The sequence below is a fragment of the Novosphingobium naphthalenivorans NBRC 102051 genome, from assembly GCF_001590985.1.
In the GTDB taxonomy this organism is placed as follows: Bacteria; Pseudomonadota; Alphaproteobacteria; order Sphingomonadales; family Sphingomonadaceae; genus Novosphingobium; species Novosphingobium naphthalenivorans.
The window spans coordinates 1-25,470 of sequence record NZ_BCTX01000006.1 but is presented as its reverse complement, the minus strand read 5'-3'; the positions used below and the strand labels follow the sequence as shown (position 1 = coordinate 25,470).

The 25,470-nt window shown below is 64.0% G+C and carries 19 protein-coding genes; 12 read left to right on the top strand and 7 right to left on the bottom strand.

The genetic code is table 11. The annotated features are described in order from the left end of the window. Positions 1 to 111: 111 nt before the first annotated feature. From NN5_RS03280 to NN5_RS03265, 4 genes are all read right to left on the bottom strand, one after another. The gene (locus NN5_RS03280) at positions 112 to 2,016 is read right to left on the bottom strand and encodes an ATP-dependent helicase (protein ID WP_067732634.1); all 1,905 of its coding nucleotides are present in this window, start codon (positions 2,014 to 2,016) and stop codon (positions 112 to 114) included. Beyond that, positions 2,013 to 3,926 (bottom strand): ATP-dependent nuclease, encoded by a 1,914-nt coding sequence (locus tag NN5_RS03275; protein ID WP_067732633.1) that lies wholly within the window; start codon positions 3,924 to 3,926, stop codon positions 2,013 to 2,015. Before NN5_RS03275 ends, NN5_RS03280 begins: the two co-directional genes overlap by 4 nt. Further along, positions 3,926 to 4,129: a ribbon-helix-helix protein gene (locus tag NN5_RS03270; protein ID WP_217998570.1), complete on the bottom strand. Its 204-nt coding sequence runs from the start codon at positions 4,127 to 4,129 to the stop codon at positions 3,926 to 3,928. The genes NN5_RS03275 and NN5_RS03270 overlap by 1 nt, the downstream gene beginning before the upstream one ends. Before the next feature lie 76 nt (positions 4,130 to 4,205). Beyond that, positions 4,206 to 5,564 carry a tyrosine-type recombinase/integrase gene (locus tag NN5_RS03265; protein WP_067732632.1) on the bottom strand — a complete coding sequence of 453 codons (1,359 nt, stop codon included), beginning with the start codon at positions 5,562 to 5,564 and terminating at the stop codon, positions 4,206 to 4,208. Positions 5,565 to 6,298: 734 nt separating this feature from the next. On the opposite strand from NN5_RS03265, the gene NN5_RS03260 reads away from it, so the two are divergent. Together NN5_RS03260 and NN5_RS03255 are read left to right on the top strand one after the other, a co-directional pair. Next, complete coding sequence (locus tag NN5_RS03260) at positions 6,299 to 7,192, top strand: transporter (protein WP_067732631.1); 894 nt, start codon at positions 6,299 to 6,301, stop codon at positions 7,190 to 7,192. Between the two features lie 180 nt (positions 7,193 to 7,372). Then, entirely contained in the window at positions 7,373 to 7,657 is a 285-nt protein-coding gene (locus NN5_RS03255; protein ID WP_067732630.1) for a ribbon-helix-helix domain-containing protein, read from the top strand. A gap of 132 nt (positions 7,658 to 7,789) precedes the next feature. Here the strand turns inward: NN5_RS03255 and NN5_RS03250 are convergent, their stop codons facing one another. After that, positions 7,790 to 9,079 (bottom strand): RNA polymerase factor sigma-54, encoded by a 1,290-nt coding sequence (locus NN5_RS03250; protein WP_067732629.1) that lies wholly within the window; start codon positions 9,077 to 9,079, stop codon positions 7,790 to 7,792. Positions 9,080 to 9,118: 39 nt separating this feature from the next. Then, positions 9,119 to 10,390: a CobW family GTP-binding protein gene (locus NN5_RS03245; protein WP_084384710.1), complete on the bottom strand. Its 1,272-nt coding sequence runs from the start codon at positions 10,388 to 10,390 to the stop codon at positions 9,119 to 9,121. Positions 10,391 to 10,814: 424 nt separating this feature from the next. Here NN5_RS03245 and NN5_RS03240 point away from each other — a divergent pair, with 424 nt between their 5' ends. The 6 genes from NN5_RS03240 (at position 10,815) to NN5_RS03215 (ending at position 21,216) form a co-directional block, all read left to right on the top strand. Then, positions 10,815 to 12,818: a sigma-54-dependent Fis family transcriptional regulator gene (locus NN5_RS03240; RefSeq protein WP_067732628.1), complete on the top strand. Its 2,004-nt coding sequence runs from the start codon at positions 10,815 to 10,817 to the stop codon at positions 12,816 to 12,818. 642 nt (positions 12,819 to 13,460) lie between these two features. Further along, positions 13,461 to 15,395 (top strand): hydantoinase/oxoprolinase family protein, encoded by a 1,935-nt coding sequence (locus NN5_RS03235; protein WP_067732627.1) that lies wholly within the window; start codon positions 13,461 to 13,463, stop codon positions 15,393 to 15,395. 3 nt (positions 15,396 to 15,398) lie between these two features. Beyond that, on the top strand, positions 15,399 to 15,797 hold the full coding sequence (locus NN5_RS03230) for an acetone carboxylase subunit gamma (RefSeq protein ID WP_174523872.1): 399 nt from the start codon (positions 15,399 to 15,401) through the stop codon (positions 15,795 to 15,797). Positions 15,798 to 15,899: 102 nt separating this feature from the next. Next, complete coding sequence (locus NN5_RS03225) at positions 15,900 to 18,056, top strand: hydantoinase/oxoprolinase family protein (RefSeq protein ID WP_067732625.1); 2,157 nt, start codon at positions 15,900 to 15,902, stop codon at positions 18,054 to 18,056. Positions 18,057 to 18,124: 68 nt separating this feature from the next. Next, positions 18,125 to 20,395: a hydantoinase B/oxoprolinase family protein gene (locus tag NN5_RS03220; RefSeq protein ID WP_067732624.1), complete on the top strand. Its 2,271-nt coding sequence runs from the start codon at positions 18,125 to 18,127 to the stop codon at positions 20,393 to 20,395. After that, positions 20,392 to 21,216 carry a hypothetical protein gene (locus NN5_RS03215; RefSeq protein WP_067732623.1) on the top strand — a complete coding sequence of 275 codons (825 nt, stop codon included), beginning with the start codon at positions 20,392 to 20,394 and terminating at the stop codon, positions 21,214 to 21,216. The genes NN5_RS03220 and NN5_RS03215 overlap by 4 nt, the downstream gene beginning before the upstream one ends. A 106-nt stretch (positions 21,217 to 21,322) precedes the next feature. Here NN5_RS03215 and NN5_RS03210 read toward each other — a convergent pair whose 3' ends face one another. Continuing rightward, positions 21,323 to 22,372, bottom strand: a complete 1,050-nt coding sequence (locus NN5_RS03210) for a glycoside hydrolase family 76 protein (RefSeq protein WP_245656196.1) — start codon at positions 22,370 to 22,372, stop codon at positions 21,323 to 21,325. Positions 22,373 to 22,542: 170 nt separating this feature from the next. On the opposite strand from NN5_RS03210, the gene NN5_RS03205 reads away from it, so the two are divergent. The 4 genes from NN5_RS03205 to NN5_RS26560 form a co-directional block, all read left to right on the top strand. Further along, the gene (locus tag NN5_RS03205; protein ID WP_067732622.1) at positions 22,543 to 23,868 is read left to right on the top strand and encodes an erythromycin esterase family protein; all 1,326 of its coding nucleotides are present in this window, start codon (positions 22,543 to 22,545) and stop codon (positions 23,866 to 23,868) included. Beyond that, positions 23,865 to 24,521, top strand: coding sequence for a dienelactone hydrolase family protein (locus tag NN5_RS03200; RefSeq protein ID WP_067732621.1), 657 nt, complete (start codon positions 23,865 to 23,867; stop codon positions 24,519 to 24,521). The genes NN5_RS03205 and NN5_RS03200 overlap by 4 nt, the downstream gene beginning before the upstream one ends. Continuing rightward, positions 24,521 to 25,207 carry a phosphoribosyltransferase gene (locus tag NN5_RS03195; protein WP_067732620.1) on the top strand — a complete coding sequence of 229 codons (687 nt, stop codon included), beginning with the start codon at positions 24,521 to 24,523 and terminating at the stop codon, positions 25,205 to 25,207. Before NN5_RS03200 ends, NN5_RS03195 begins: the two co-directional genes overlap by 1 nt. Positions 25,208 to 25,244: 37 nt before the next feature. Further along, positions 25,245 to 25,470, top strand: a 226-nt coding sequence (locus NN5_RS26560) for a hypothetical protein (RefSeq protein WP_217998568.1), incomplete at its 3' end; no start/stop codon positions are given.

Genomic DNA, 25,470 nt, shown 5'->3' with positions numbered 1-25,470 from the left:
TTCGCCCCCGCCCTATCACCCGGATTTTTCCGCAACTCTACTCGTCATGGTCCCTGCATTAACAGAACGAACACCGTACTCCACCACGATCTACTCACGTTGGGCGTCTCACTACCCCTGAGCCAACCCCATCTCCACGAGAAATCGTGAAGGCTGCTTTCCCCAGCCTCTATAGGTACTTGCGCGGCTCAGAATGAGAGATTCTTTGGCTCGTGTAATGGCGACGAAACAATTTCGCCGTTCCTCTTCCATCTCCGGACTGCCGTCACCTTTCTGACGGCTCTGGAACGACGGCAGAATGTCTTCGGCCAGCCCGATCAGATAAACGAAGTCGAACTCGCGACCCTTGGCCCCATGCACGGTCATCAGAGTGACGGTGTTAGGTTGCGGCGATGGCTCCTTCGACCGCAGTTGAAGTTGTTGCAGGAACTCGTCGAGCGTGATGTTGCGCCCGAAATGTTTGCCAATATCGTTAGAAATCTCGCGCCACGCGGCAAGATCCTCAGCGAGGTCCGGGTCGGGGTCACTTCCAGTGGCCTGGCTTGCAAACTCCGCGAGAATGTCGTCGGCGATCTTCTTCGCCGACGCCGGTTCGAGGCGACTGGCGGCTTCGATTAGCGTCAATCGCGGCGACCCGTCTCCGACCTCTCGCTTAGCCGCTTCGGCCCATACTCTGAGATAGGCGACGCCGCTTGCTTCCGCGTCCGACAAGACCTGACCCACCGACACTTGAATCTCGGCAAACCTATTGAAGGCGTCGGCTAAGACGGCCAAGTTTCGGCGATCCAACGGCCGCACGGTCTCGACTAAACAAGCGACCAGCCACCGGATTTCGGCGGACAGGAAATCGTCCCGACGTTGTGCGATGACGGCGGGCACCTGTTGGACCTGAAGCGCTTTCTGCATGCGCTCCAGCAAGGCGCGGGTTCGTGCCAGGACCGTGGTCTGTCCCCATTGGCTCTTCCCGCGCACTGCAATTTCCTTCGCGATTTCCTCCGCTTCCGTCTCGTCGGAATCAAATGCGCGAAGCTGGATATGTTCGTGTGCGGGGAGCTTGAGTTCTGTCTTGCCGGCGACAAGAGGCTTCTTCGCCTCCGTCCTCTGGACGTTGTAGGCCACGAGCCGATTGGCCGCCGTCACGATGGCAGGCGGGCAACGGTAGTTCGTTGGAAGCTGGATCAGTTGCGGCGCAAAGTCGGCGCGAAAACGCTGAAGCTGACGGAAGCTGGCACCGTTCCATTGGTAGATGATCTGGTCGTCATCAGCGACGGCGAAGACGTTCTTGAAGTCCTGTCCCGCCATCGCGCGAATGAGCCGGTATTGGGCGTCATTGGTGTCCTGAAACTCGTCGAGCAGCCAATAAGGATAGGAGCGGCGGTAGCGAACCGCGATGGCAGGAAAATTGGAAAACAGCCGATGCGCCTCGAATATCAGCGAGTTGAAATCGAGCACGTTGAGGCGTCGCAGTTCGTCTTCGTAAGCTTGATAGGTCAGCGCAATTGCATGGGCGTCGGTCGTTCGCGTCAGGCGTGACTCCGCGTCCTTTGGTTCTACCAGCATGGTCTTCATGCGGTCGATCAGGCTGAGATAGCGGACGGCCAGGGGATCCATGCCCGCGCGTTTCAGCGCGTCTTCCAGAACGGCGTTACGATCATCGTCCTGTGAGTAGATGGCGAAGTCCGGCTTGATGCCGAGGTGGATGCCGTGTTGACGCAGAACCTGTCCGCAGAAGCTGTGGAAGGTGCCTATGTTGGCGCGCTCTTCAAGGCCGGGGACGAAGTTGGTGACGCGCTCCTTCATCTCGTCGGCAGCCTTGTTCGTGAAGGTCAAGGCGAGAATGCGGAAGGACCTGTCGCGACCTTCGTCAAGCAAACGGGCGATGCGGCAGGTGAGCACCTGAGTCTTGCCTGAACCAGGGCCGGCGAGAACCAGCATCGCGCCATTGTCCCACGCTACTGCTTCACGCTGGATGTCCGTCAGTTTGGCGAGAGACTGCTCAAGCGGATTGTCAGTCATGCCAGCCCCCGAAGGTCTGCAATCGCATCGCGAAAGGCTTGGGGCATCCGCCCGGCAAGCGCGACGTTTCCGCGGAGCATGGTCGCAAGCTCCGCCGCATAGGCCGTCTTGTGTCCTCGCAAATAACCTAGCAACGCAGCTTGGTCGGCCGCCGCAGCGCCGGCGACGCTGAGGTTCGTCAGCGCGGTTTTGAGTTCTGCCTCAAGGCCGTCGGCGACCAACTGCGCTTCAAGGTCCCCAGCGGCGAGCGTCCGGCACCGCGTCGCGACGAACGCCGCCTCGAAGTCGCGCGCCTCGATGCTTTGGCAATAGCCATGCCCGGCGCCGTCGCCGTCGAACACTGCGAGCCACGGTATGGCAAGAGCCCGTGCGAGCGCGGAGAAGATGGCGGGGTTACCGTTGTTCTGGGCGTCGATCACCGCGACGCCATGCTCGTCGAGATCGTATCCGAGTTCCCGCGCTATGGCGTGAACCAGCAAATACTCGGCCTGCCCCTCGACGATGAACCAGCGTCGAGCGAAGAAAATTTCGCCACGAATCCGGCGCGCGAAGGTTTCCAGCGCCCTCAATTCCTCGTCGCCGATAAAGAGCAACGCGCGATCGCGCAGGTCACGCAAGACACCGTGGATAACGGCCCTGTCGGCGTGAGTGCCGTAGCAAGTCAGCACATCCCGGTAGCGCTGCTCGTCAAGCTTGCCGTGAACGGTCAGCATCTCGGCCGCACGATCGTATTCGAGCAACCCGCCACTTCCGCCAACAACGGCATCGAGCGCCGCTACATGCGGGATGCGTGCGGAGAAGTTCGACGGCAGCGAATAAACATCGGTTCCGCTCTCAGTCAGGCGAACGAGGCGAAGGTCGCGAAACGGAACGTGCTGCACGAAATAAGGAGAGTGCGTGGTGATGATCTTCTGGCCGGGCAGCGCTTTGATATGGGTCCAGAGGGTCCGCGCGGCTTGCGGATGTAGGTGCGTTTCTGGTTCTTCAAGCGCTAGCACGGGGGCGCTGTCGGCCTCGTAGAGTTCTGCGAGGAGATGTTCGACGAAGGCCTGGAACAAGAAGATGACGGACAGGCTCTGCACGCCCTGACCGTGGCGTTGCAGCGGAAGCCAAGGCCAGTCGGGTTCGTTGCGCAGAATGATTTCGGCCTTGGAAAGCAAGTCCCACGACTTGAGGGGGACGAGGCGCAAATCAACCTTGCCGTCCCGGTCACGCGCTGCGACGCGCGTGGCGCCGGAGAGCGTTTCCGCGATCTGCGCGAGCCGGGGATCGGCTTGCAGCAACTTCTTGTTTAGAAGATCGAGGACGCGCTGGACCTTGGTTTCCAACGCGGGCGGAATCTCCATGGCCTTGAGCAGTCGGCCCCAAAATTGAGAGCGCGGGGAAAACTCGTCGTCCGCGTCTCTCAATGCGCCCAGGTAGAAAACTGGAAGGTACTGCCAGAAACGTTCGAGGTTCATGCGCCGAGCTGAGCCGCCGACAAGTGGCGCGCGCCCAGCGTTGAGAAAGATCCACGATGGTTCGAAGCTGCCCGCAGCCTCATTCCAAACGCAGCTTGCGCGGAGGATGATGAAAGTCTTGCCAGTAGCGGGATCGGTCTGGACGATCTCGTCGAGGTCCTGCTGAAGTGCCTCGGGCCATTCCCCCGCTTGTTGTTCTTCGACGCGGATTTCTATCGAGACACCCGGCGGCGCTTTGGGGTCAGCATCTTCGTCAGCGAGGTGAACATCGTATTCGGTAAAGCCGGTGCCGTGCTGTCCCCAGCGTCGCGTGAGAACGATCCGCACTGCGTCGAGGATAGCGGTCTTTCCGGCATTGTTCGGGCCGATGAGGACGGTCGTTTCATTCAGATCGAGGTCGAGGGCCTTGATCGAACGAAAGTTTGAGATGCCGAGACGGGTGATGCGCATTAGGCGTCGCCCTTTGGATCGGCTACTGCCGAAGGCGGACGCCTGTCAGCGTGTCCGACCGACAGGCCGTGGTGCTCAACGTAGTCGCGCATGAATTCCCGAATGACCTGGGCGGCGGGCTTGTCCTGTGTCCGGCACACCTCAAGGAATTTGTCGCGAAGATCGCGCTGCACCCGGATGCGTAGACCCGAATCCTTCATCATGCGGGTCAGTGTAGCCAATGGATACACATTAGCCAACAGGCTCGTTTACAGTGAGCGGGCTTGTAGTGAGTCGAAGTTAGGCAGCGATACGCGTCGTCTGGCGGCTTTCCTGCTCATCATCGCCGGCGGCCTTCCGGAGGAAGCGCGCAAGCGCCGCTTTCCGGGAGGCGCGGTCGAGCGCGTAGGCTGTCTGCTTGAATTCCTTCCCATCTAGCAGGCCGCCGACGTAGCCGGCGATCGTGTCCGCCGCCATGATGAGGGCCGTGTCGAGCGCGTGAATGTATTTGCTGGTGACGGAGCCTTTGGCATGGCCGACCAACGCGGCGATCGTCACCTCCGTGAAGCCCAGATCGTTGCCGACGCTCGCGAAGCTGTGCCGCAAGACGTGGGGCGTGACGTCCGAGAGCGGTGAGTCCTTGAAGATCTGCTCCCAATGGTTGGGGAAACTGCCGAACGCGTTGTCGTCGCCGTAGCCGGGGAAGACATAGGTGCCGGAGGCTGTCTTCCGACGCGCTTCGAGAAACTCGACAACGGGCAGGCCGATCGGACGGATCGAGGTCCCCTCCTTACTGTCGATTAGCCGCAGGCAGCTCCCATCGGTGTCCGCTTCGGCCCACATGAGGCCGATCATCTCGCTGCGGCGGCAGCCGGTCAGCGCAATCTGACGAATGATCTCCACCGTCGTTGCGAACTTCTCCTCCTTGTCGGCTGCGCGCAGCATTTCACCCAGTGTCCGATACTCCGCCTCCGTGAGCCGGCGCGTGCGGACATTGTCTTTCGGCTTCCGCAGGCCGTGGGCCGGATTGATCGCGATGATGCCGGCTTCAACGGCGTAGGTGAGGATGCCACCGAGCAGCCCGACAGTCCGTGTGGCCGTGCCGGCGCCGCCGCGGACAATGGCTTTGCCGCGCAGCTTCTTCGTCTTGACAGAGACTCGCGTCTTGCCGGCCATGATGTCCTTCAGGACCTTGTTGATGTCGGCCTTGGTTAGATCCCTCACGCGGCGCGTCCCGAGGAGCGGGATGATGTGCCGTTCGATGCGCCCGGTATCCGTTACGACGGTCGTCGGCTTCTTGGGCCGCCCGCCTTTCCCCAGGATGAGTCCTGCGTTGAGATCATTGAGGTAGAGCGTGCAGAGCTCCTTGACGGTGATGGCCTTGTGGTCGAGCTGGCGTTCCTCGGCAGGATTGTCCCCCTGAGCGACGCGGCCCAACTGGACCTTCGCCTCCTGCCGCGCACTCTCGGCGGTCCAGACGCCATGCAAGCCGATAGTGTATCGGCGCGAGCGGCCCAGCGCTCGGTATTGAAGGACGTAGCTCCGCTTGCCAGATGCAAAGACGCGCAGGCCGAAGCCTGGTAGCTCGTCATCCCAGATGACATAGTCTTTCTCCCGGGACTCGGCGGCGTCGACGAGGCGCTTTGTGAGCTTAGCCATGGGAATTCTCCCGTCCAAACTCCCATTCTCGCGTAAGCACCACGTAAGCAGCCGGACGCAAGTCGGAGCGTGTCCGAGAGTACGTCGAGTGAGCCAGAATTTCAATTTGTTTAGCGATTACAGTAGCATAGCGCATCGGAGCGAAACCCGTCGAAAACCATCGTAGGGCAGGTTAAATTGCTCCGAAGGCAGAGGCCACAGGTTCGAATCCTGTCGGGTGCGCCACCCCCCTTTCGGAGGTGGCGTCTCCCCCCCTTTTAAGAGCTTTCCGGAGAAAGTCGGCTCCATCGCGACGTGGCGGTTTTGGGTGCCGATTCGCTCTTTCGAGCCGCCGGAAATGAGCGGTCGGAAACCTCTTTCGCGTATTTGACGTGCGAAGAAGGGTGTTGGTCCAAGTGAACACTCTTTCTCTCAGCTGAAGCGCCTCCGCAGGATCGCCGCCCGCCATGCGAATCTCGCCGCAAACGTCTGTGCGATGAGCCGGCTCGCCCCCATGCGCCGTTTGTTCTGCCCCCATGAGGTTGGGGGTCGATGTGATTCCCAATGCATCGCATCAGAATTATTAATTCCATCGGTAGTAAAATATGCCTTCATATGAAGTAATATGTTGTGAATATATGTGCCATTTTCTCCACATCAGCCCATAAAACTCAAAATATAAGCAATAATATTTGAGGAATGATTGGGGGTGATGTTACGGACTTGCCGAGAACATATGGGCAGGAGGATTTGCAATGCGAATTGCGCGATATTTCGCGGCAGCTCTCGCGGGGGCGATGAATGTGACAGGGCTATGCGGGGTTGCACAGGCGACCGAACTGGAGCCCCATGAAGTTGTTGCGGTCCCTCCGGGCACGACCGTTTTTCTGGCCTACGGACTTTACGGTCACCATGACAAGATCACGCCGGTTTCCGGGCCGGATCTTGAAGACGGGACCAATCTTGACCTGAATCTCGGCATTGCCCGTCTTGCCCATTATTTCAATGTCGGCGACACGCTGGCGCTGGTTGAAGTGCTGCAGCCCTTCGGATCGCTGGATCATGCCCGGGTCGCGGGAACGCGGTTGCGCCGCAGCGCGGGGCTTGGCGATACCATCCTTGCGGCGGTCGCCTGGCCGATCAACGATGCGAAGCGGCAGCGCTATCTTGCGTTCACAGTCTATCTCACTGTGCCGACCGGCAAATACGACAAGAACGAGCCGCTCAATCTGGGGGGCAACCGCATGGTCTATAACCCGCAGCTGGGGTTGTCGCAGGGGATCGGCAAGGGCTGGTCCGTCGACGTATCGGCGGACATGATCTTCTATGGAGCGAACAACGACGCCGGCGCGGGTGGCACGCAGCGCCTGACCCAGGCGGAGACCGTCCAGATACAAGCCTTTTTGAATCACGCCTGGCCGGGCGGCGTTTCAACTTCGATCGGTTATCAGGGCTTGCGCGGCGGCAAGCAGCGGCTGGACGGAATCGATACGGGTAACCGTACGAATTTCAACGAAGTGCGTTTCGTCGCGTCGAAGTTCCTGACGCCCAAGTTCCAGCTGCTGGGTGAAGTCAACCACCAGTTCGATGCGACCGGTGGTTTCCGGCAGGATTTCGGCTTTTTGATGCGCGCGCTCTACGTCTTCTGACCGTTCGTCGAGCGGGCGCGCGGCCATGTGCCCGTCCCGGCGGAGCCGGGGCGGGCGTTGGTGCGTCTCGATGATCGGAAATAATGGCACGTCCCTTGCTTTTGTCGTTCCCGGGCCGGTCGCGACCACCGGCCGCCATAAGCGTCACAATTCCGATGACGGGTGGAAGGGAGAAGATCGATGTGCCGTCTGTTCAGTTTTTCGTCGCCGGAAAGTTACAGCACTGCCACGCGCAAGCTGCGTATCAACGGACATTCCACCTCGGTCCGGCTGGAAAAGGGGTTCTGGAATGTCCTGGAACAGATGGCGCAGGCAGAGGGCAAGAGCCTGGGACGGCTGGTGACGGTGTTGCATGATGAAATGCGCCGCGCTGATGCCGATCTCACCAATTTCTCGTCCTGCCTGCGGGTCATGGCGCTGCATTACGGCATGGCACGGAGCCGGGACGCGCTGACCCTGGGGTAGGGCGAGCGGCCTGATCCGCTTGCTCATGCCGTGCATTCCGTGGCGGGGCGGGCGGCATCGCTGCCTCCGGCGCGCATCCGTTCCGCCAGCGCGTCATGTGGCGTTGCATGCACTTTGCCGCGACGGGCAGGTTCACTTGTGTTGTTCTTGCTTTCCGGTGCGGCGGGCCGCAGCGGGAAAGCCCGCCTGGCGGCGGTGATTGGCAACGGTCCGCCGGGCAACACGAATGCCGCGGCGCGCCAGTGCTTCGGCAATGGCGCTGTCGGTCAACGCAGCTCCGTCAGCGGCTTCTGCGATCAAAGCGGCGATCATCTGGGTCAGGGCTGCGCGGGGGACGCGCCCGCCCGCGCTGTTGCGAACGCCGCCCCGGCCGAAAAAGGCATGCAGAGGCAGAACCGCGCGTGGCGTCTGGATCAGCAACCCGGTCCGGATCCGGCCGATCGTCGTTTCGTGATAGCCGAGCGCAGCGCCGACCTCTGCGCAAGTCAGCGGCACCAGTGCAGCGGGACCATGGTCCAGAAAGGCGTGCTGGACGGTCAGCACATGTGATGTCACTTCCAGCATCAGGCGATTGCGCCGGGACACGGTTCGCCGCAGCCAGCGCGCAGTGGCCAGCGCGGCCGGGTGATCTGGCCTTGCCAGGGCATCCACGGAAATCCCGGGCGCGGTCGCGTCGTTGAGTTCGACATGCCAGCGTCCGTCTGTATCGCGCGCCGCGATCAGGTCGGGGGCGCGGCGCAGGTCCGGAGCGCTGTCGAAATGCGCGCCCGGCTTGGGATCCAGCCGGCGCAATCGAGCCACCATCGCTCCCAACTGGGCCGCGTCGACATCGCAATGGGTCATGAGAAACGGCAATTCGCCGCGTGCCAGAGCTGGCAGATGTTCCAGCAGCCGTTGCATGGGGACGCTCAGCGCGCCCGCGTCCGCCAGCTGCAGTGCAAGGCATTCGGCGAGTGAGCGCGCAAACAGGCCTGTCGGCTCCATCTGTTGCAGATGTGCAAGCGTGCGCTGGGCGATGGCCAGCGAACAGCCCGCCTGTCCGGCCGCCTCGGAGAGGTCGATGCCGAGCCAGCCACTTGGCTCCAGCGCCTCTATCAGTACCATGGCGACCGGCATTTCGGCCGGATCGCGGATCATCAGGCCGATCTGGCCCATGACATGGGCATAGAGCCCGTCCGCCTGGTCCGGAAGGTCCTCGATCGGGGTGGCGGCGGCCGTGTTCGGGCGGTGCGAAAAGCGTCGAAAGGCCGGTGGGTCCGGCCGGGGCAACGGCAGCTCGACTTTCAGACAGGGATTGTCTGCGGCTTCCTCGACCAGCAATCCTGCCAGCGCGGCATTGTCCATGGGCAGCATGGCGATGGCGCGAGTCATCAGCTGCGTGACGCGCTGGACTGGCGCCTGATGGAGGCGTTGGCTGACCATGGCGGTCAGGCGCCGACGTCAGCGAAAGCGGGCATGGACTCAGCCCGCCTGTGCCCGTGCGTCGCGCAAGTAGCGCGGCTGGATCAGGAAAGCCGGCGATTGAAGGCCGGGTGCCGGAGCCAGTGGCATGCGTTCCGAAAGCCAGTTGCGCGTTGGCATGCCAAGACGGGCGGCGGCCCGGCGCAACGCTTCGCGATCCCCCGGGCAGGCGGCGAGCCGGTCGCGGATCGCCGTCTCGTCGGCATCCGTCAGACCCTCGCCGATGAAGACCAGGCGGCCGTGCTGATCGGCGAGCGCGCCGTCCCGCGGCCATTCCGGCAGGTTGACCGGGCTGTAGGCTGTCGCATCGACGCATTGCACGACCACCGGACCGGGCAGCCCCGCCACATCGACCAGTCCCTTGACCCGCAGCAGCCGGCCGGACCAGTCGGTCAATATGTCGCCCAGCACGACCGTCAGGCCGCGCCAGCCCGGCGCGGGGTCAAGCGTGACGACGAAGCTGCGGATGCGGCTGCCATGCGGCGACGGGTGCGCGTGATGATGCTCATGGCCATGGGGCTCGTCACCGGTACGTGTGCTGGCCGGTGGTGCCGCCTGCAACCAGCGTGTCCAGTTCGGCGTGCCTGTTTCCGCAGCATAGACGCCTGCTCCGAACAGCGCGTCCCAGGACACATTGCCCCGGCGCGCCTCGATGCGCGGCGCGGAGGGATTGATCGCCGCCAGATCGCGTTCCAGCGCGGCGCGTTCGGCCCGTCCGGCAAGATCGCATTTGGACAGGATCAGCCGGTCCGCCATGGCCACCTGGACCATCGCCTCGCGATGATGTGCCAGCTGCGTTCGTGCGCGCTCGGTATCGACGACGGTCAGCAGGCCGTCGCAGCGAAAGCGGGCGGATACCAGGCGGTCTTCGGTCAATGCGCGCACTACCGGGGCCGGATCGGCCATGCCGGTGGTCTCGATCAGGACGCGGCGGACAGGTTTGATCTCCCGGCGTGCGATCCGATCGTGCAGACGCATCAGGGCCTGCATCAGGTCCCCCTGGACCGTGCAGCACAGGCAGCCGGAATCGAGAATGACAAGGGCGTCGTCGATCTTCTCGACCAGATGGTGGTCGATGCCGACAGCGCCAAGCTCGTTGATGAACACGGCGGTTCCGTCCGAATCGGGGAGGGAGACGAGGGCGTTGAGCAGCGTTGTTTTGCCGGCACCGAGAAAGCCGGTCAGGATGCTGACGGGGATCCGGTTCGTTCCCGCTTCGGAACAATTCTGGCTTGGCCGCAGTCTGTTCGGTGGTCTGTTCGGTGTTTCCATCGATTTCTTCCTCTCCTGATTATGAAACAGGAGAAGCAGGTTTCTTGCCAAACGGGATCGCGTCCGGTTCCTGGGGCATCCGGCCCGGGAAGTGACGCTTTTCTGCGGCATGCGGGGGCATCGATCTGACTGTGGCCATGCCCGTTGCGAGGCCGGCCCGCCTGGTCCGGGGCGTCAGGCGTTCGAGAACGGGCCGCTGGGCGTTCGAAAATCGTACGCAAGGCCGCTCCTGTCCGGCTGGAACGTCGATTTTGGCAATTTTGCGCGACTTCCGGGGCGATAGGGACTCGCGATTTTTTGGCGCGCTGATACTTTATCCGGAAGATGGGTGGCGCGTAGCCGGTACAAGACTGCCTGAACGGATCGACCGGCTGCTTATGGTGTAGACCTCGCTGCGCTCCCCTGACGGAGAGGAAGTACAGCTATGCCTTATAGCACTCTGCGGCAGAGATTCTCCTATCCCGAGAACGACTGCCAGATCATGTCGTCCTGGGAACGGTTCATGGCCGGTCAGGATCCCGGTACGGACGCGCTGCGCCGGCTGATCGATGATTCCTGGAAACGCTGCCATGGCGAAGTCGATCCGCGCCGCGGTTGCGCTCCGCAGCATGCCGATGGCGATGCCCTGCACGACCTGCTTGCCGGCAATGAAGAACTGATGACGGCCAGTGCCAAGATCATGGCGTCGGCCCGCGATTTTCTGTTCGAGACGCGGACCGTGATGGTCCTGACCGATGCGTCCGGCGTCGTGCTGCGGGTCGAGGGTGACCATATGCTGCAGGATCCCGCAGAGCAGATTCACCTGCGGGCAGGGGCAAACTGGAGCGAACTGGCCTGCGGAACCAATGCGATCGGCACGGCGCTTGAAATCGGCCAGCCCATCCAGATTCATTCTGCCGAACATTATTGTTCGGAAATCAAGCGCTGGTCCTGTTCGGCAACGGTAATCCGTGACCCGGCCTGCGGTGCGATTCTGGGCGCCATCGACATATCCGGTTTGAATGACAGCTACAGCCGCCACAGCCTGGCGCTGGCCATCACCGCTGCCGGGCGCATCGAGAACCGGCTCGCCCAGCGCGAGACGAAGCTGCGCTACCAATTGCTCGACCATTGCCTGGAAAGGCTGAATACGGCCGATCGCGACGGCGTCATTATCTTCGACCGTTCGGGGCGTGCCATTCGCGCCAATGACCGGGCCGCGACAGTGATGACCGAAATGGCCAAGGAGCGCGCTCATGACGGCGCCCGGATCCGTGACCTGATCCTGCCATGGAAGAAGGGACGGATCGTCCCCGAGAACGTGCCGGACTGGATCGATCGCGATTGGATCGAACCCGTCAAGATCGATGGCGAGGCGCTTGGCGCGGTGCTGGTCCTGCCGGATCGCAATGCCGCCGTGCGCCGCGCCGCGCTGCACAGCGTGCCGCGCGCCGTTACGCCGGATGCGGCCGATCCCTTCGATCGTTTCGTTGGAGAAGCGCCTGCTTATCGCGAAGCGGTTCGCCGCGCCCGCCTGCTGGCGCGAAGCCCGGCTCCCGTGCTGCTGCTGGGCGAAACCGGGGTCGGCAAGGATGTCTTCGCGCAGGCGCTGCACGAGGCGGGGCCGCGTGGTGCGCGCCCGTTCGTTGCGATCAACTGCGGCGGCTTCTCGCGCGAGCTGCTGACCAGCGAATTGTTCGGCTATGCCGAAGGCGCGTTCACCGGTGCCCGGCGCGGCGGGATGGTCGGCAAGATCGAGGCCGCAAACGGCGGCACGCTGTTTCTGGATGAGATCGGCGAGATGCCGCTGGACCTGCAGCCGCATCTGCTGCGCGTGCTGGAAACAGGCGAAGTGTACCGGATCGGCGAGAACCAGCCACGCAAGGTCGCGCTGCGGCTCATCGCGGCGACCAACCGCAACCTGAAAGCGGAAGTGCAGGAGGGCCGGTTTCGGGCGGATCTCTTCTACCGGATCGCGGTGACGACGCTGGAACTGCCGTCGCTGCGCGACCGGGCGCTGGACATTCCGGCGCTGGCGCGCAGCCTCCTCGATCGGATCGCCGTGCGTTATGAATGTCCGGTGCCGGAAATCGGTGCGGACGTGCTGGCGATATTGCGCAGCCACAACTGGCCGGGCAACATTCGCGAATTGCGCAACGTGCTGGAAGCTGCACTGCTCGAAAGCGATGGCGTGCGGCTGAATCTGGCCGACCTGCCGCCAGACCTGACCTGCCTCGCGCCGCTGGCATCACTGGTTTCGGACGGGTCCGGTAGCGTTGCCTTCAGTCCGCTGGAGCATGCCGAGCGCGACACGATCCTGACTGCGGTCCGCCGTCATGGCGGCAACCTGACCACGGCCGCGCGGGATCTGGGGATTGCCAAGAGCACGCTCTATGCGAGGCTTGAGCGGCTCGACCTCAAGAATGAGATCGCGCGGGTGCGCGGATAGCCGGAGACCTGCTTCGCCTTGTCGTTACGTCGGAAGGCGGAGTGATTTTCTGTCGGTGACGGATCGGCCTGATCCGGGGACCTCCCGGCAGGCGCCGATGAAAGCCGTCATTCCCCCTTGCTGTGATCGAGCATTGCCGGCGTAGAACAGCCCATATGCCGGGTTGTGGAGCAGTAGGCGTGACCGGCTTGGCTCGGCTCTTCGTCTGCACGCGCCCAGCTCGTTCCTCCATTCGCGGGACGCGATGCGCATCCACCGGATTGGCGAGAGAGCTGGCCGCATCGTCGCGACGCCCATGGCGGTGGGAATGGCTGCTGCTGCCCGAAATCCCGACTGCTCAAGTGTTCAATCCGCCGGGCAGGACGGAAGCGTCCGAACGCCGTGCGGAATCCGAACGGTGGACGATGCCGGTCAGGGACATTTTGCGCACCTCTGAAATAATTACCTTTTTATTTCAGATGGATGTTTGATTTCTTGGACGAGCAAGCGCTTTTGGCATCAAAGCTGCTTCTCCTCTTCGCAGGATCACCGGACCGGTCGCGGACGCTCACTTCGTCCGGCGCGGAAACCGGAGGCCCGGCGCGGCACAGTGCCGCCAAGGCAGAACTGACTGCGCAACAAGGACGAGAGGAGAAATGCATAATGGCATTCCAAATCAACATCGATAATGGCGGGACGCTGACCGACGTGTGCATCATGTCGGACGAGGGGGTGTCCAAGACAAAGGTTCTCACCACACCCTATGACCTGTCGAAATGCTTTTTCGAAGGTCTGCAAAAGGCATCCGAGGTTGTCTACGGCGCCGCCGACGTGAAGCGGCTGCTGGAGGAAGTCGACCTCATCCGCTATTCCACGACGCAAGGCACCAATGCCATTTGCGAGCGCAAGGGCCCCAAGCTGGGTCTGATCCTCAACAGCGGCGCGGCAGCCTTGCCGGCCGCGCTGCGCGCGCACGACCCCGAAGTCTTTGATGCGCTTGTCGGCGACCGCGTCGGCTTCATCGAACCGGCGGTGCTCGACACCGCCGATGCCGAAGTCGAAATCGTCAAGGTGATCAACAAGCTGGCGACCATCGGTGCGAACCGTCTGGTCGTCTGCTTCGCCGACGCTGATTTTCACAAGGCCGAGGAGAAGATCAAGGCGATCGTTCTGCGCAAGTATCCGCGCCACCTGCTGGGCGCGGTGCCGGTTCTCTATGCATCCGACCTGACCGTCGATGCCAATCCCGACCGCCGTGCCTGGTCCGCGCTCATCAATTCCTTCCTGCACCCGTCCATGGAAGCGTTCCTCTACAATGCCGAAAACCGCCTGCGTGCCTATCGCACCAAGAATCCGCTGCTGATCTTCCGCAATGACGGCGATGCCTCGCGCGTCGCCAAGACCGTCGCGATCAAGACGTACAGTTCGGGGCCCCGCGGCGGCATGGAGGGCGTGAAGGCCTTTGCCGGGCTCTACGGTTTTCGGGATGCGGTTTCGATCGATGTCGGCGGTACCACCACGGATATCGGTCAGTGCACCGAGGGGCAGGTCGCGGAAATGCGGCGCGGCCATGTCGAGGGAATCAGCGTTTCCTTCCCGCTGTGCGAGATCGAGAGCGCGGGCGCCGGCGGCAGTTCCATCTTCCGTGTCAAGGACGGCGCGATCACCATCGGGCCCGACAGTGTCGGCGCGCTTCCTGGCCCGGCCTGCTTCGGCCGGGGCGGCAAGGAAGCGACGATAACAGACGCGAGCCTGCTGGCCGGCCTGTTCGATCCCTCGTCCTATTTCGGTGGCGGCATGGGACTGGACGTTGCCCGTGCCGAGGCAGCGGTGCGCACCAATATCGCCGATCCGCTCGGGGTGGATGTGGACACTGCCGTCATCGCGATGATCGATGCCTTCGAGGCCAAGGTCGCGGCCGAATTGCATCATTTCACAAGCATCGCGCCGGATACCGTCATGCTGGCATTCGGCGGTGCCGGTCCGCTCAGCGCCTGCGGCATTGCCGAAAAGGCGGGCATCGGGCGCGTCGCCATTCCGGCGATGGCAGCGGTGTTCTCCGCCTATGGCATCGGTTCGTGCGACATTTCCCAGCGTTATGTCGTCGAGCTTGACGAGCATGATACCGACGCGATGCAGGCGGTCCTCGCGGCGCTGAAGCAGAAGGCGGCCCGTGACATGTTCGCGGAAGGCTTTGGCGAGGGCAGCTATGCGGTTTCGGCGCGGCTGGTCGCGGAAACCCCGACGGGTGAAATGGTGGAACCGATCGGCGACATGGCGGAATTTCCCGCATCACTCGCTTCGGCCACCACCGTTGAACTCGAACTGATCGCCGTCAAGAGCCTGCGCCAGGGTGACGCGCGCCATGTCGCCTTTACGCGCAAGACGGAAGCCAAGCCGGCCGCAACCCGCAACGTGCTGGTGCCCGGCAAGGGCCGGATCGATCTGCCGGTCTATCACCTCGCGGCGATGGCACCGGGCGACTGGGCAACGGGACCGGCAATCCTTGAGGAGGACTATTTCACCAGCCGTGTGCCGGCGGGCTGGACCTTCGTCGTGTCCGACGCGGGCGACATCATTCTGGATCAGGGAGAGTAAGCCATGAAAGTACCGATGACCGAATATCTGCGGATCGATCTCGACAGCGGCAAATGGGAATGCCGCGTCTGCGATCATGTGATCGCGCCGGCGGACGGCAATTACAAGGAAGGGCTGCTGGTCCATGACCGCGACCCGCGCGAGATCCATCCGCCGATCATCGATCCGGAGCGCTATCGCTACACGTTCAGCCCGGACCCCGAATGGGTTCGCATCCTGGAATTCTGCTGCCCGGGCTGCGGCACCCAGGTGGAAACCGAATATGCGATTCCGGGCCATCCGCCCCTGTGGGACATGCAGGTCGATCTGCCCGCGCTGAAGGCACAATGGGCGGCGCGCGGCGCCGATCAGATGCCTGATGCCGGCCCCGCAGTGGTGCCGGGCCGCTCCCACGCACATTGACCGCAGCCTGCCCGGAGCCGCCCGGCTCCGCAGGGAAACAGAACAACCGGGACGCGCGCCGATGAGAGCGACGCGTTCCCCGATCAAGCATCAGGAGAGAGCATGAAACGTGTATCCGTAGACATCGGCGGCACCTTCACGGACTGCTTCGTCGTGTGGGGCGACCAGTATATCGAGACCAAGGCGCTGACCACGCACCACAATCTGGCGATGGGCTTCAACGAAGCGCTGGGCAAGGCCTGCAACGTCCTCCAGCTGGAGCTGGAAGACATTCTGACCGCGGTCGACAGCGTGCGCTATGCGACCACGCTGGGCACCAACGCGCTGATCGAGCACAAGGGGCCGAAGATCGGCATGCTGGTCACGGCCGGTTACGAGGCGACCGTGCCGCTGAGCCGCGCGCGCGGCTATGGCGAGGGGCTGGACAATCTGGGCCAGCAGGACATGCCCAATGCCCAGCGGCCCGATCCGCTGGTCGAAGCCCATATGATCCGCGGCGTGCGCGAGCGGCTCGACTTCCAGGGCGGGATGGTGATGCCACTCGACGAGGACGACGTGCGCCATCAGCTGCGTGAACTGGTCGACCGCGGCGCGCAGATCATCGTCGTCGCGCTGGTCAATGCGGTGGTCAATCCCACGCATGAGCAGCGGATCGAGGAAATCGTGCTGGAGGAATATCCGTCCCATCTGCTCGGCGCGATCCCGGTGATCCTGTCGCATCAGGTGGCCGGGCGTAAGGGCGAATATGTCCGTGCGACCTCCGCCATCGTCGACGGCTATCTGCATTCGACGATGTACCACGCCCTGTCGGCGCTGGAGCAGAATCTGCGTGCGCATCGCTATGACAAGCCGATGCTGGTCATCCACAATTCCGGTGGCATGGCGCAGCTGAACTCGACCGATGCGCTCCAGACCATTCACTCAGGTCCGGTGTCCGGCATCGGCGCGTCGGAGCATCTCGCCCTGCAGGCGGGGCTGGGCAATGTCGTCGCCACCGACATGGGCGGCACCAGCTACGACATCGGCATCGTGGTCGAGGGCGGCATCAAGCATTACGACTTCAACCCGGTCATCGACCGCTGGCTGGTGTCGGTGCCGATGGTCCACCTAGTCACGCTGGGCGCCGGCGGCGGTTCCGTCGCATCCTATGACCGCATGTACAAGACCGTGAAGTGCGGGCCGGAAAGCGCGGGCTCCGATCCGGGGCCGGCCTGTTACGACCGCGGCGGCATGCGCCCGACCGTGACCGATGCCGACCTGCTGCTCGGCTATCTCGACCCGGCGAACTATGCGGGCGGCTCCATTCCGCTCAATCCACGCCGGGCCAAGGCCGCGATCGAGGATTCCCTGTGCGACGATCTGGACGTCTCGGTGGTCGAGGCCGCGAAGCTGATCCGCGAGAAGGTGGACGACAACATGGCCAATGGCCTGTTCACGGAGCTGCGCGCGCGCGGATACGATCCCAAGGACTTCACCATGCTGGCCTATGGCGGCAACGGTCCGCTGCATTGCTGCGGCATTGCCCAGAATCTCAGCATCGACCGGATCCTGGCGCCGCCGCTCTCCTCCGTCTTCTCGGCGGTGGGCGCGGGCAACATGCATCAGCTGCACATCCACGAGCGGTCGCTCTACATGGTGCTCTACGACAGCAACACCCGCCACATCTTCGACGACTATGAGCGATTCAACGGCATCGTCGCGGATCTGAAGGAAAAAGGCCGGCAGGACCTGTTGCGCCAGGGCGTTCCGGCCGAGGACATCTGTCACGATCTGGAACTGGACATGCGCTACGGCAACCAGCTGGTCCAGACTACGGCGGTCATTCCCGCGCATGAAGTGCAGGGGCCGGGCGACGTGCTGGCGATCATCTCCCAGTTCTCCAGCGACTATGGCAAGCGCTTTGGCGAGGGCTCGCAGGCGCCGGAAGCGGGCATCCGCATCAATACCATCCGCGTCGCCTCCTATGCCCGGCACGAAACCGTGCAGTTCGAGGACATCAAGCCCGTGCCCAAGCCCGAGCGCAAGGCACCTCCCGCAGCCGCATCGCACCGCGTCTGCCACTTCGTCGGCTATGACGCGCCGTTCGAAACACCGGTCTGGGCGCGACGCGACCTGGAACCCGGCGTGGAAATCGAAGGCCCGGCCATCGTCGCGTCGGAAGTCACGACCTTCCTGGTCAACCCGGGCTGGACGTTCGTGACCGCCAGGCAGGGAGCGTCCTGGTTCCTGCGCAACGAACCGCCGGTCACCCGCCACTGAACAGCAGCGTCCCGGCGCGGGGCCACCCCGCGCCGGGAAAGACAGCCACTTATCAGGAGAAGATTGCCATGGATATGCTGACCACCAAGGGCAAGACGCCCAGTGCCGAGGAAATGGAACTGATCCGCAAGTTCCTCGACGACACCACTCTGTTCCTCGGCCCCGATCCCGAGATCATGCAGAACCACGACCTGATGCCGCGCAGCGCGCAAGAAGACGCTGCCATCGCCAAGGTGAGCGACTCCCATGTCGTCGCCAAGATCCGCGACCGCATCCAGGCGGGCTGCGACGAAGGCTATGAAATGGTCGAACAGATGGGCGCCGCGCCGGGTGCCAAATGGGGCGACGTCATCACCGGCGTCTATTCCGCTTCGGGCGACCTCGCCATCGCGTCGGCCGGCGGCGTGCTCATCTTCTCGGCGCTGGTCCACCATCCGATCAAGTTCATCATCAAGAACTGGCTGAACGACCCGACGGTCGGCGTGAAGGAAGGCGACGGCTTCATCCACAACGACAGCCGCTACGGCAACGTCCACAATACCGACCAGTCGATGATCCTGCCGATCTTCCACGAGGGAGAACTGATCTGCTGGGTCGCCTCGACCGTGCACGAGGGCGAAAATGGCGCGATCGAACCGGGCGGCATGCCGTCCATGGCCGAAAGCCCCAGCGACGAGGGGCTGAAGATGTCACCCTTCAAGGTGGTCGAGAATTATCAGATCAAGCGCGACCTGCTGACCTTCCTGCAGAATTCGGTGCGCGAGCCGAAGCTGCAATATGAGGACATGAAGGTGAAGCTGTTCGCCTGCCTGCGCATCAAGCAGCGGCTGGAAGAAACGCTGAAGTCCGACGGGCCGGACGCGCTGGTCTCCACCCTGCGGCTGACGATGGAGAATGTGCGCGCCGAGGTGAAGCGCCGCGTATCGCAATGGCCGGACATGACCGTGCGCACCTACATCATCCAGGATTCGACGCTGCGCGAGAATTGCGTGGTGAAGATCAACTGCAAGCTGACCAAGACCGGCGACCGGCTGATTTTCGACTTCCGCGGTTCCAGCCCGGAATTCACCAACCGCGCGACCAACACCATCGTCGCGGGCCTGAAGGGCATGCTGGCGCAGGTGTTCCTCTGTTACGTCTGGCCGGACCTGCCGCGCGGGCAGGCGGCGTTCGCGCCGATCGAGGTGATCACCGACCCGCATTCGATCGTCAACTGCTCCTACGACGCGCCCAACTCGCAGTCGCTGATGTCGATCTTCACCGGCTTCACCGCGGGCCAGCATGCGGTGGCGAAGTTCCTCTATTCCTGCCCGGAGAAGTTCACCAAGGTCCACGCGCCGACCTTCAACATGATCAACACCTTCATCTGGGGCGGCGTCAGCCAGCATGGCGAAACGCTGGGCAATCTGTGCGCCGACCTCAACGGCATGGGTGCGGGCGCGACGGCCAACCGGGATGGCGAACATGCCCTGGCGCCGATCTTCGCCACCATGGCGGACATCGGCGAACAGGAACTCAACGAGGAGGAGGTGCCTTTCCTCCAGCTCGTTTCGAAGAAGATGACGCGCGACGCCATCGCGCCGGGCAAATATCGCGGCGGCCAGGGCTATACGATGATGGTCGCCACCAAGGACAGCGAGCAGTGGGGCTTCATGACCACGGCGCAGGGCGCGAAGATCCCGCCGCTGCAGGGGCTGTTCGGCGGCTATGCCTGCGGTACCTATCCGCTCTCGAAGGTGCAGGGCGTCGACGTCTACGATGTGCTGATGGACGAGCCGGAGAAGTTTCGCCACTCGATCGAGGAGATCATGAACGAGCAGCCTTTCGAGGGCGCGCGCTACACCACCCATCACATGGGCATGGGTTTCGAGATTTCGAAGCGCGGTGATCTGTTCATGATCTCGCAGGGCGCAGGCGCGGGCTATGGCGATCTGCTGGAGCGCGACCCCGAGGGCGTGGTCCGGGATATCGAGGAAGGGCTGATCTCGCCGGACGTCGCGGCGCGGCTCTACAAGGTCGTGTTCGACCACACGACCCTGGCGATCGATTTCGATGCGACCGAGGCGGCTCGGGCGGCAGAGCGCAAGGCCCGCATTGCGCGGTCCACGCCCTATGCCGATTTCGTCAAGAAGTGGAACCGCACCACGCCGCCCGAGCATATCCAGTATTTCGGCTGCTGGGGCGACGATGTCGGCACGCTCTACATGGGGGCGCCGGACATCACGCGCCGCGGGGACGAACCGCGGCCCAACTACATGCTGAACCCCAAGGACGTGCGCATCGCCGAACTGGAAGCGCGGCTGGTCGCGGCCGGCGCGGCGCTGGACGAAAGGCAGTGAGCGCTTCCCTGATCGACGACCTTCCCGCCACGGGAAGCGCCGGATCGCTCAGGGTCTGGCTGGAGTCGTCGGGCTATGCCCGGCGGCTCCTGCTGGGGCAGGAAGGCGACCCGTGGGAAAAAGGGGCCCCCGGCTATCTGTCCTTTTTCTCGCAGGCCCGGGGCCTGCTGCGGTCCGATGTCGCGATCGTCGATGTCGGCGACATGTTCCGCTCCTGGATAAGTCGACACCCTGATCTGGCCACGGATATGGCGGCCAAGAAGCGTGCGACTTATCCGCTCCGCCGCATGCTGGAGGAGGAGGGACCGCGCAAGCTGCTCGACGAAGTGGCCGAGGCGGTCGCGGCGAATCTGCAGGGGCAGATCCCGATGGTGCTGGCCATGCCTTCGCCGGCCGCCTGGCTGGACGAGGCACAGCGGCTTGCCGGTCGCGAACCGGACGCGGCCGATCCTGACAATGTCGAGGATGCCGCCATGTATATGGCTGACTTCGTGCGCTGTGTCGCCGCGCGCCCGGTCGGCGGCCTGTTGCTGCGCGAACACGAAGTGCCGGGGCCAGCGGATCGCTACATGCCGCTCGTCAACGCGGCTCGCCATTATCGCTGGGCCGTCGTCAGTCTCGATGGCGGACAGGCCGCGGATGGCCTGTTCGACGCCGTGATCGGCACACGGGCGGACGCGGCCGGGCGCGACGTGAGCGATGCCCTGTTCGCGGATGCCCCGATACCCGGTGCCGGAACCGGCCAGTTCCTGTTTGCCCGAATCCCTGTGGATCATGCGCCCGAGGCAGTCCTGGACGCTCTGGCCCGGCTGCGCGGATAGTCATTCCTCATTCCTCTCGTGATAATGACTGTTCGCGAGAACGCCTCCCTGCCGCGCCAGGGAGGCGTTCGCATTCACAGGACGCACCGGGCTGGCGAATGGCCGGTCAATCCGCGGCAATAAGCAGCATGGCGAGCCCCGACACCTGAGCCGCCGCGCCCACTTGCACGGTGCTGTTTGCCCAGTCGCTGCCGACCGGCTGCTTGCCCGAAGCGCTCAGGGTCCAGACCGCGCTGGCGTTGCGGCGGACCCATGCCATGATTTCGCTGCGGTCCGCTCCTTCCGGCATGACGTCCAGCAGATGCCCGAGATGATAGGCGAAAATGCCCTTGAACATGAGGCCGTCCGAACCGATCGCGGCGACCGGCTCGTGCAGGATGCCTTCCGGCGTCGACAGGCCGCGCGTGGCTGCGATCGCCGTTTTTACCGCAAGATCGCGGTATTGGGCATCGCCGGTGATCGCGGCCAGATCGGTCAGGCCGCCGATCAGCACGCCCTGGTTGTACGTGAAGCGCGGCTGCCCGTTGTTGCGGCAATCCGCGTCGAGGCCGTCGTTGACCAGCCCGTCCGGCCCGATCATCGACGACTGCGCGAACCATGACCAGCCGCGCAAGGCCCAGTCCCGGTAGCTCTCCTGTCCGGTCGCGAGGAACATCTGCGTCGAGGCGTAGATCAGCAGTTCGTTGGTGATCGCGTTCTTGTAGGTGCGGCGGCGGTCCCACCACAGCCCGCCGCCGCAATGATCGTCCCAGTACGTCGTCACGATCCGGCGGTATGTGGTGGCGGCATAGGCCAGCAGTTCGGGATCACGGGAGACCTGCCAGGCATGAACGCTGGCGATGACGGCCCACAGATCGTCGTCGTTGGCGGAAAGGCCGGCACGGTTGCGCACGGCATCGGCAATCTTGCGGTCCCATCGCCGGTCGCCGCTGCGCCTGCGATAGTCGATCAGCGCATCGACCGCGACGAAGCGCTGCCAGGGCTCGATCCCGTGCCATCCGCCGGGCGCGCCCCAATGCCGGTCGAGGTATTTCGCGGCGGTCCGCGCGCGGGCGGGCCATCCGCCGTCCCGGGCAAGGACCGGCGCGGGACTTTGCAGCAAGAGCAGGGCCGCGAGCAGTGGCGCCAGTCTGGCACGAACGGGGGTATGCTTCAATCGGGGCTTCCTTCTGCCTGCCGGGGCCCTTCTGCCTGTCGGGACCAGCGCGGGATGTAGCAAAGACCCTTCGCACCGTCAGTGGGGATGGCCCTTCGCGCCATGGCGGCCATTGCGGGAGGCAAAGGTCTGGAGTACATAAGGCGTACCTTAACCGAGCGGAGCATCCCATGACGATGCAGAGCCGGATGGCCGTAAACGAGACGGACCTTCTCCACGGCATGCGTGCCGCGGCGGAGCGCCTGCCCAGTCCCGATGCGCCCGATTTCGCCGATGCCTTTGAACGCTTCGGCGACGCCCGCGTGGTGCTGCTGGGCGAAGCGACACACGGCACGCATGAGTTCTACGCGGCGCGCGCGGCGATCACGCGGCGGCTGGTCGAGCGGCACGGCTTCAACATCGTCGCGGTCGAGGGGGACTGGCCGGATATTGCGCGCATCGACGCCTATGTCCGGCACCGCGCCACCCGGCCGCGCCGGGGCGAACCGTTCCTGCGCTTTCCCACCTGGATGTGGCGCAACGAGGAAGTGCTGGCTCTGGCTGACTGGCTGCGCGGGCACAATGCAACGCTCCCCGAAGACCGGCGCGCCAGTATGCACGGGCTCGACGTCTATTCGCTGGGCGAATCGATCCATGCCGTGATTGCCTACCTCGATGCCCACGATCCGGGCGCCGCCGCCGAGGCCCGGCAACGCTATGCCTGCCTCATGCCCTGGCAGGACGAGCCGCAGCATTATGGCCGGGCCGTGGAACGCGGCACGCTTCACGGCTGCGAGGATTCGGTCGTGGCCCAGCTCGAAGGGCTGCTGGCACGGCGCATGGAATATATCGGGGAAGACGGCGAGGCCTTCTTCGATGCCGAACAGAATGCGCGGATCGTGCGCGGGGCGGAGCAATACTACCGCGCGATGTACCGGGGCTCGGTGGCGAGCTGGAACCTGCGCGACCGGCACATGTTCGATACCCTGCTGCGCCTCATGGCTCACCGCGAGGATGCGCGCGCCGTGATCTGGGCGCACAATTCGCATGTCGGCAATGCCTCGGCCACGGCGATGGGCTGGCATGGCGAATTCAACATCGGCGAACTGGCCCGCGCGGCCTTTGGCGAGGAAGCCGTGCTGATCGGTTTCGGCACGGACCGGGGCACTGTGGCCGCCGCATCGGACTGGGGCGCGGACATGCGGGTGATGCAGGTCCGCCCGGCGCGTGAGGACAGTTGGGAAGCCGCCTTCCGCCGCACGGGCCTGGCTCGCAGCCTGACCGACTGGCGTGGACCCCGGCGCAAAGTGCTTGGCGAAATGCTTTCGCAGACGCTGCTCGAACGCGCGATCGGCGTGGTTTACCGGCCCGAGACCGAGCGGGCGAGCCACTACTTCGAGGCCGTCCTGGCCGACCAGTTCGACGCCTTCGTGTGGTTCGAGGAAACCCGGGCAGTGACTCCGCTGGGGCACGAGCGGCCCCACGGTGCGCCCGAAACCTGGCCGTTCGGGCTATGAGCGCGGGCCCGCTCTCCGGCGCACCGCGGGAGGTGCGGATCGGTGGCGGCCTTGGCCTGGCGGCGCTGCTGGGAATACCGCAGGGGGCGAAGGGGCTGGTGATCTTCGCCCATGGCAGCGGCAGCGGACGGCTGAGCCCGCGCAACAACCATGTCGCGGCGTGCCTGCGCGAGGACGGGATGGCGACGCTGCTGCTCGATCTGCTGACACCCGGCGAGGAGCAGGACCGCCGCAATGTCTTCGATATCGCCCTGCTGGCCACGCGCTTGCGCCTTGCGGCCGACTGGGCGGCGGAGCAACCGGAAACCCGCGATCTGCGCCCCTGCTATTTCGGTGCCAGCACCGGCGGCGGCGCAGCGCTGCGAGCTGCGGCGGACGATCCCCGTATTGCCGCCGTGGTTTCGCGCGGCGGGCGTCCCGATCTGGCCGGCGCCGATGCGCTGGGCCGTGTAACCGCGCCGACATTGCTGATCGTCGGTGAACGGGATGGTCCTGTCATCGAACTCAACACCGCCGCCTACCATGCCATGCATTGCGCGCGTGAGATGGCGATCGTGCCGGGGGCGGGCCACTTGTTCGAGGAACCGGGCACGCTGGATCAGGTCGTTGCGCTCGCCAGCGCGTGGTTCCGCCACCATCTGGGAGAGACATGATGACCGGCGAGGTTCTGTTTGCCGACCGCCGCGATGCCGGGCGGAAGCTGGCCAAGGCCGTGAGCGGGCTCGATTTCCGTGATCCGGTCGTGCTGGCCTTGCCGCGCGGCGGCGTACCGGTGGGTTTCGAGGTCGCGAAGGCGCTGGGGGCACCGCTGGATATTCTGATGGTCCGCAAGATCGGTGCGCCGGGTCATGAGGAATACGGGATCGGCGCCCTGGTCGACGGCGCCTCGCCGCAAGTGGTGATCGACGAAGCCATGGCCCGGGCGGTCGGCGCATCCCGCGATTATATCGATATGCAGATTGCCCGCGAGCTGGCCGAAATCGAGCGCCGCCGTGCGCTCTACCGGACCGGGGCGCCTGTCACGCTCACAGGACGCACCGTGATCGTCGTTGATGACGGGATCGCGACCGGCGGCACTGTTCGCGCGGCGCTGCAGGGAATTGCGAAGACCGGGGCGGCACGGGTCGTGCTCGCGGTTCCCCTGGCACCGGCGGACGTGCTGACGGTGCTGCAGACCTTATGCGACCAGGTCGTGTGCCTCGCGACGCCCGCCCCGTTCCATGCCGTCGGTCTGCACTACAGTGATTTCCGGCAGACCGGGGATGAAGAGGTTATCGCACTTCTCGCGCAAGCCCGGACCTGGGACAAGCCGGACCACCACTCCGAAAGAATGGTCTGAAGGCCGGCATTCACGATCGTCCCGCTCGCCGTGGTTGATGACCGCGCTCGTGCCGGCGGCATCGCGAACCGGACATTCATTGCTGAATCTGCCCGGCGGCTCCCCGGTGAACAGGGGGCGTTCGTTGCCGGCCTTGCCCTGCCGGGTGAGGATCGGCGGATTTCCGTCCGGGCCGGGAACGCGAGCAGGGGCTGATTTCTCCATTTCCATAAAAATTCGCCCCAAAAACGGCAGAAAACCGCCAAAAATCGATTTTCATGAAA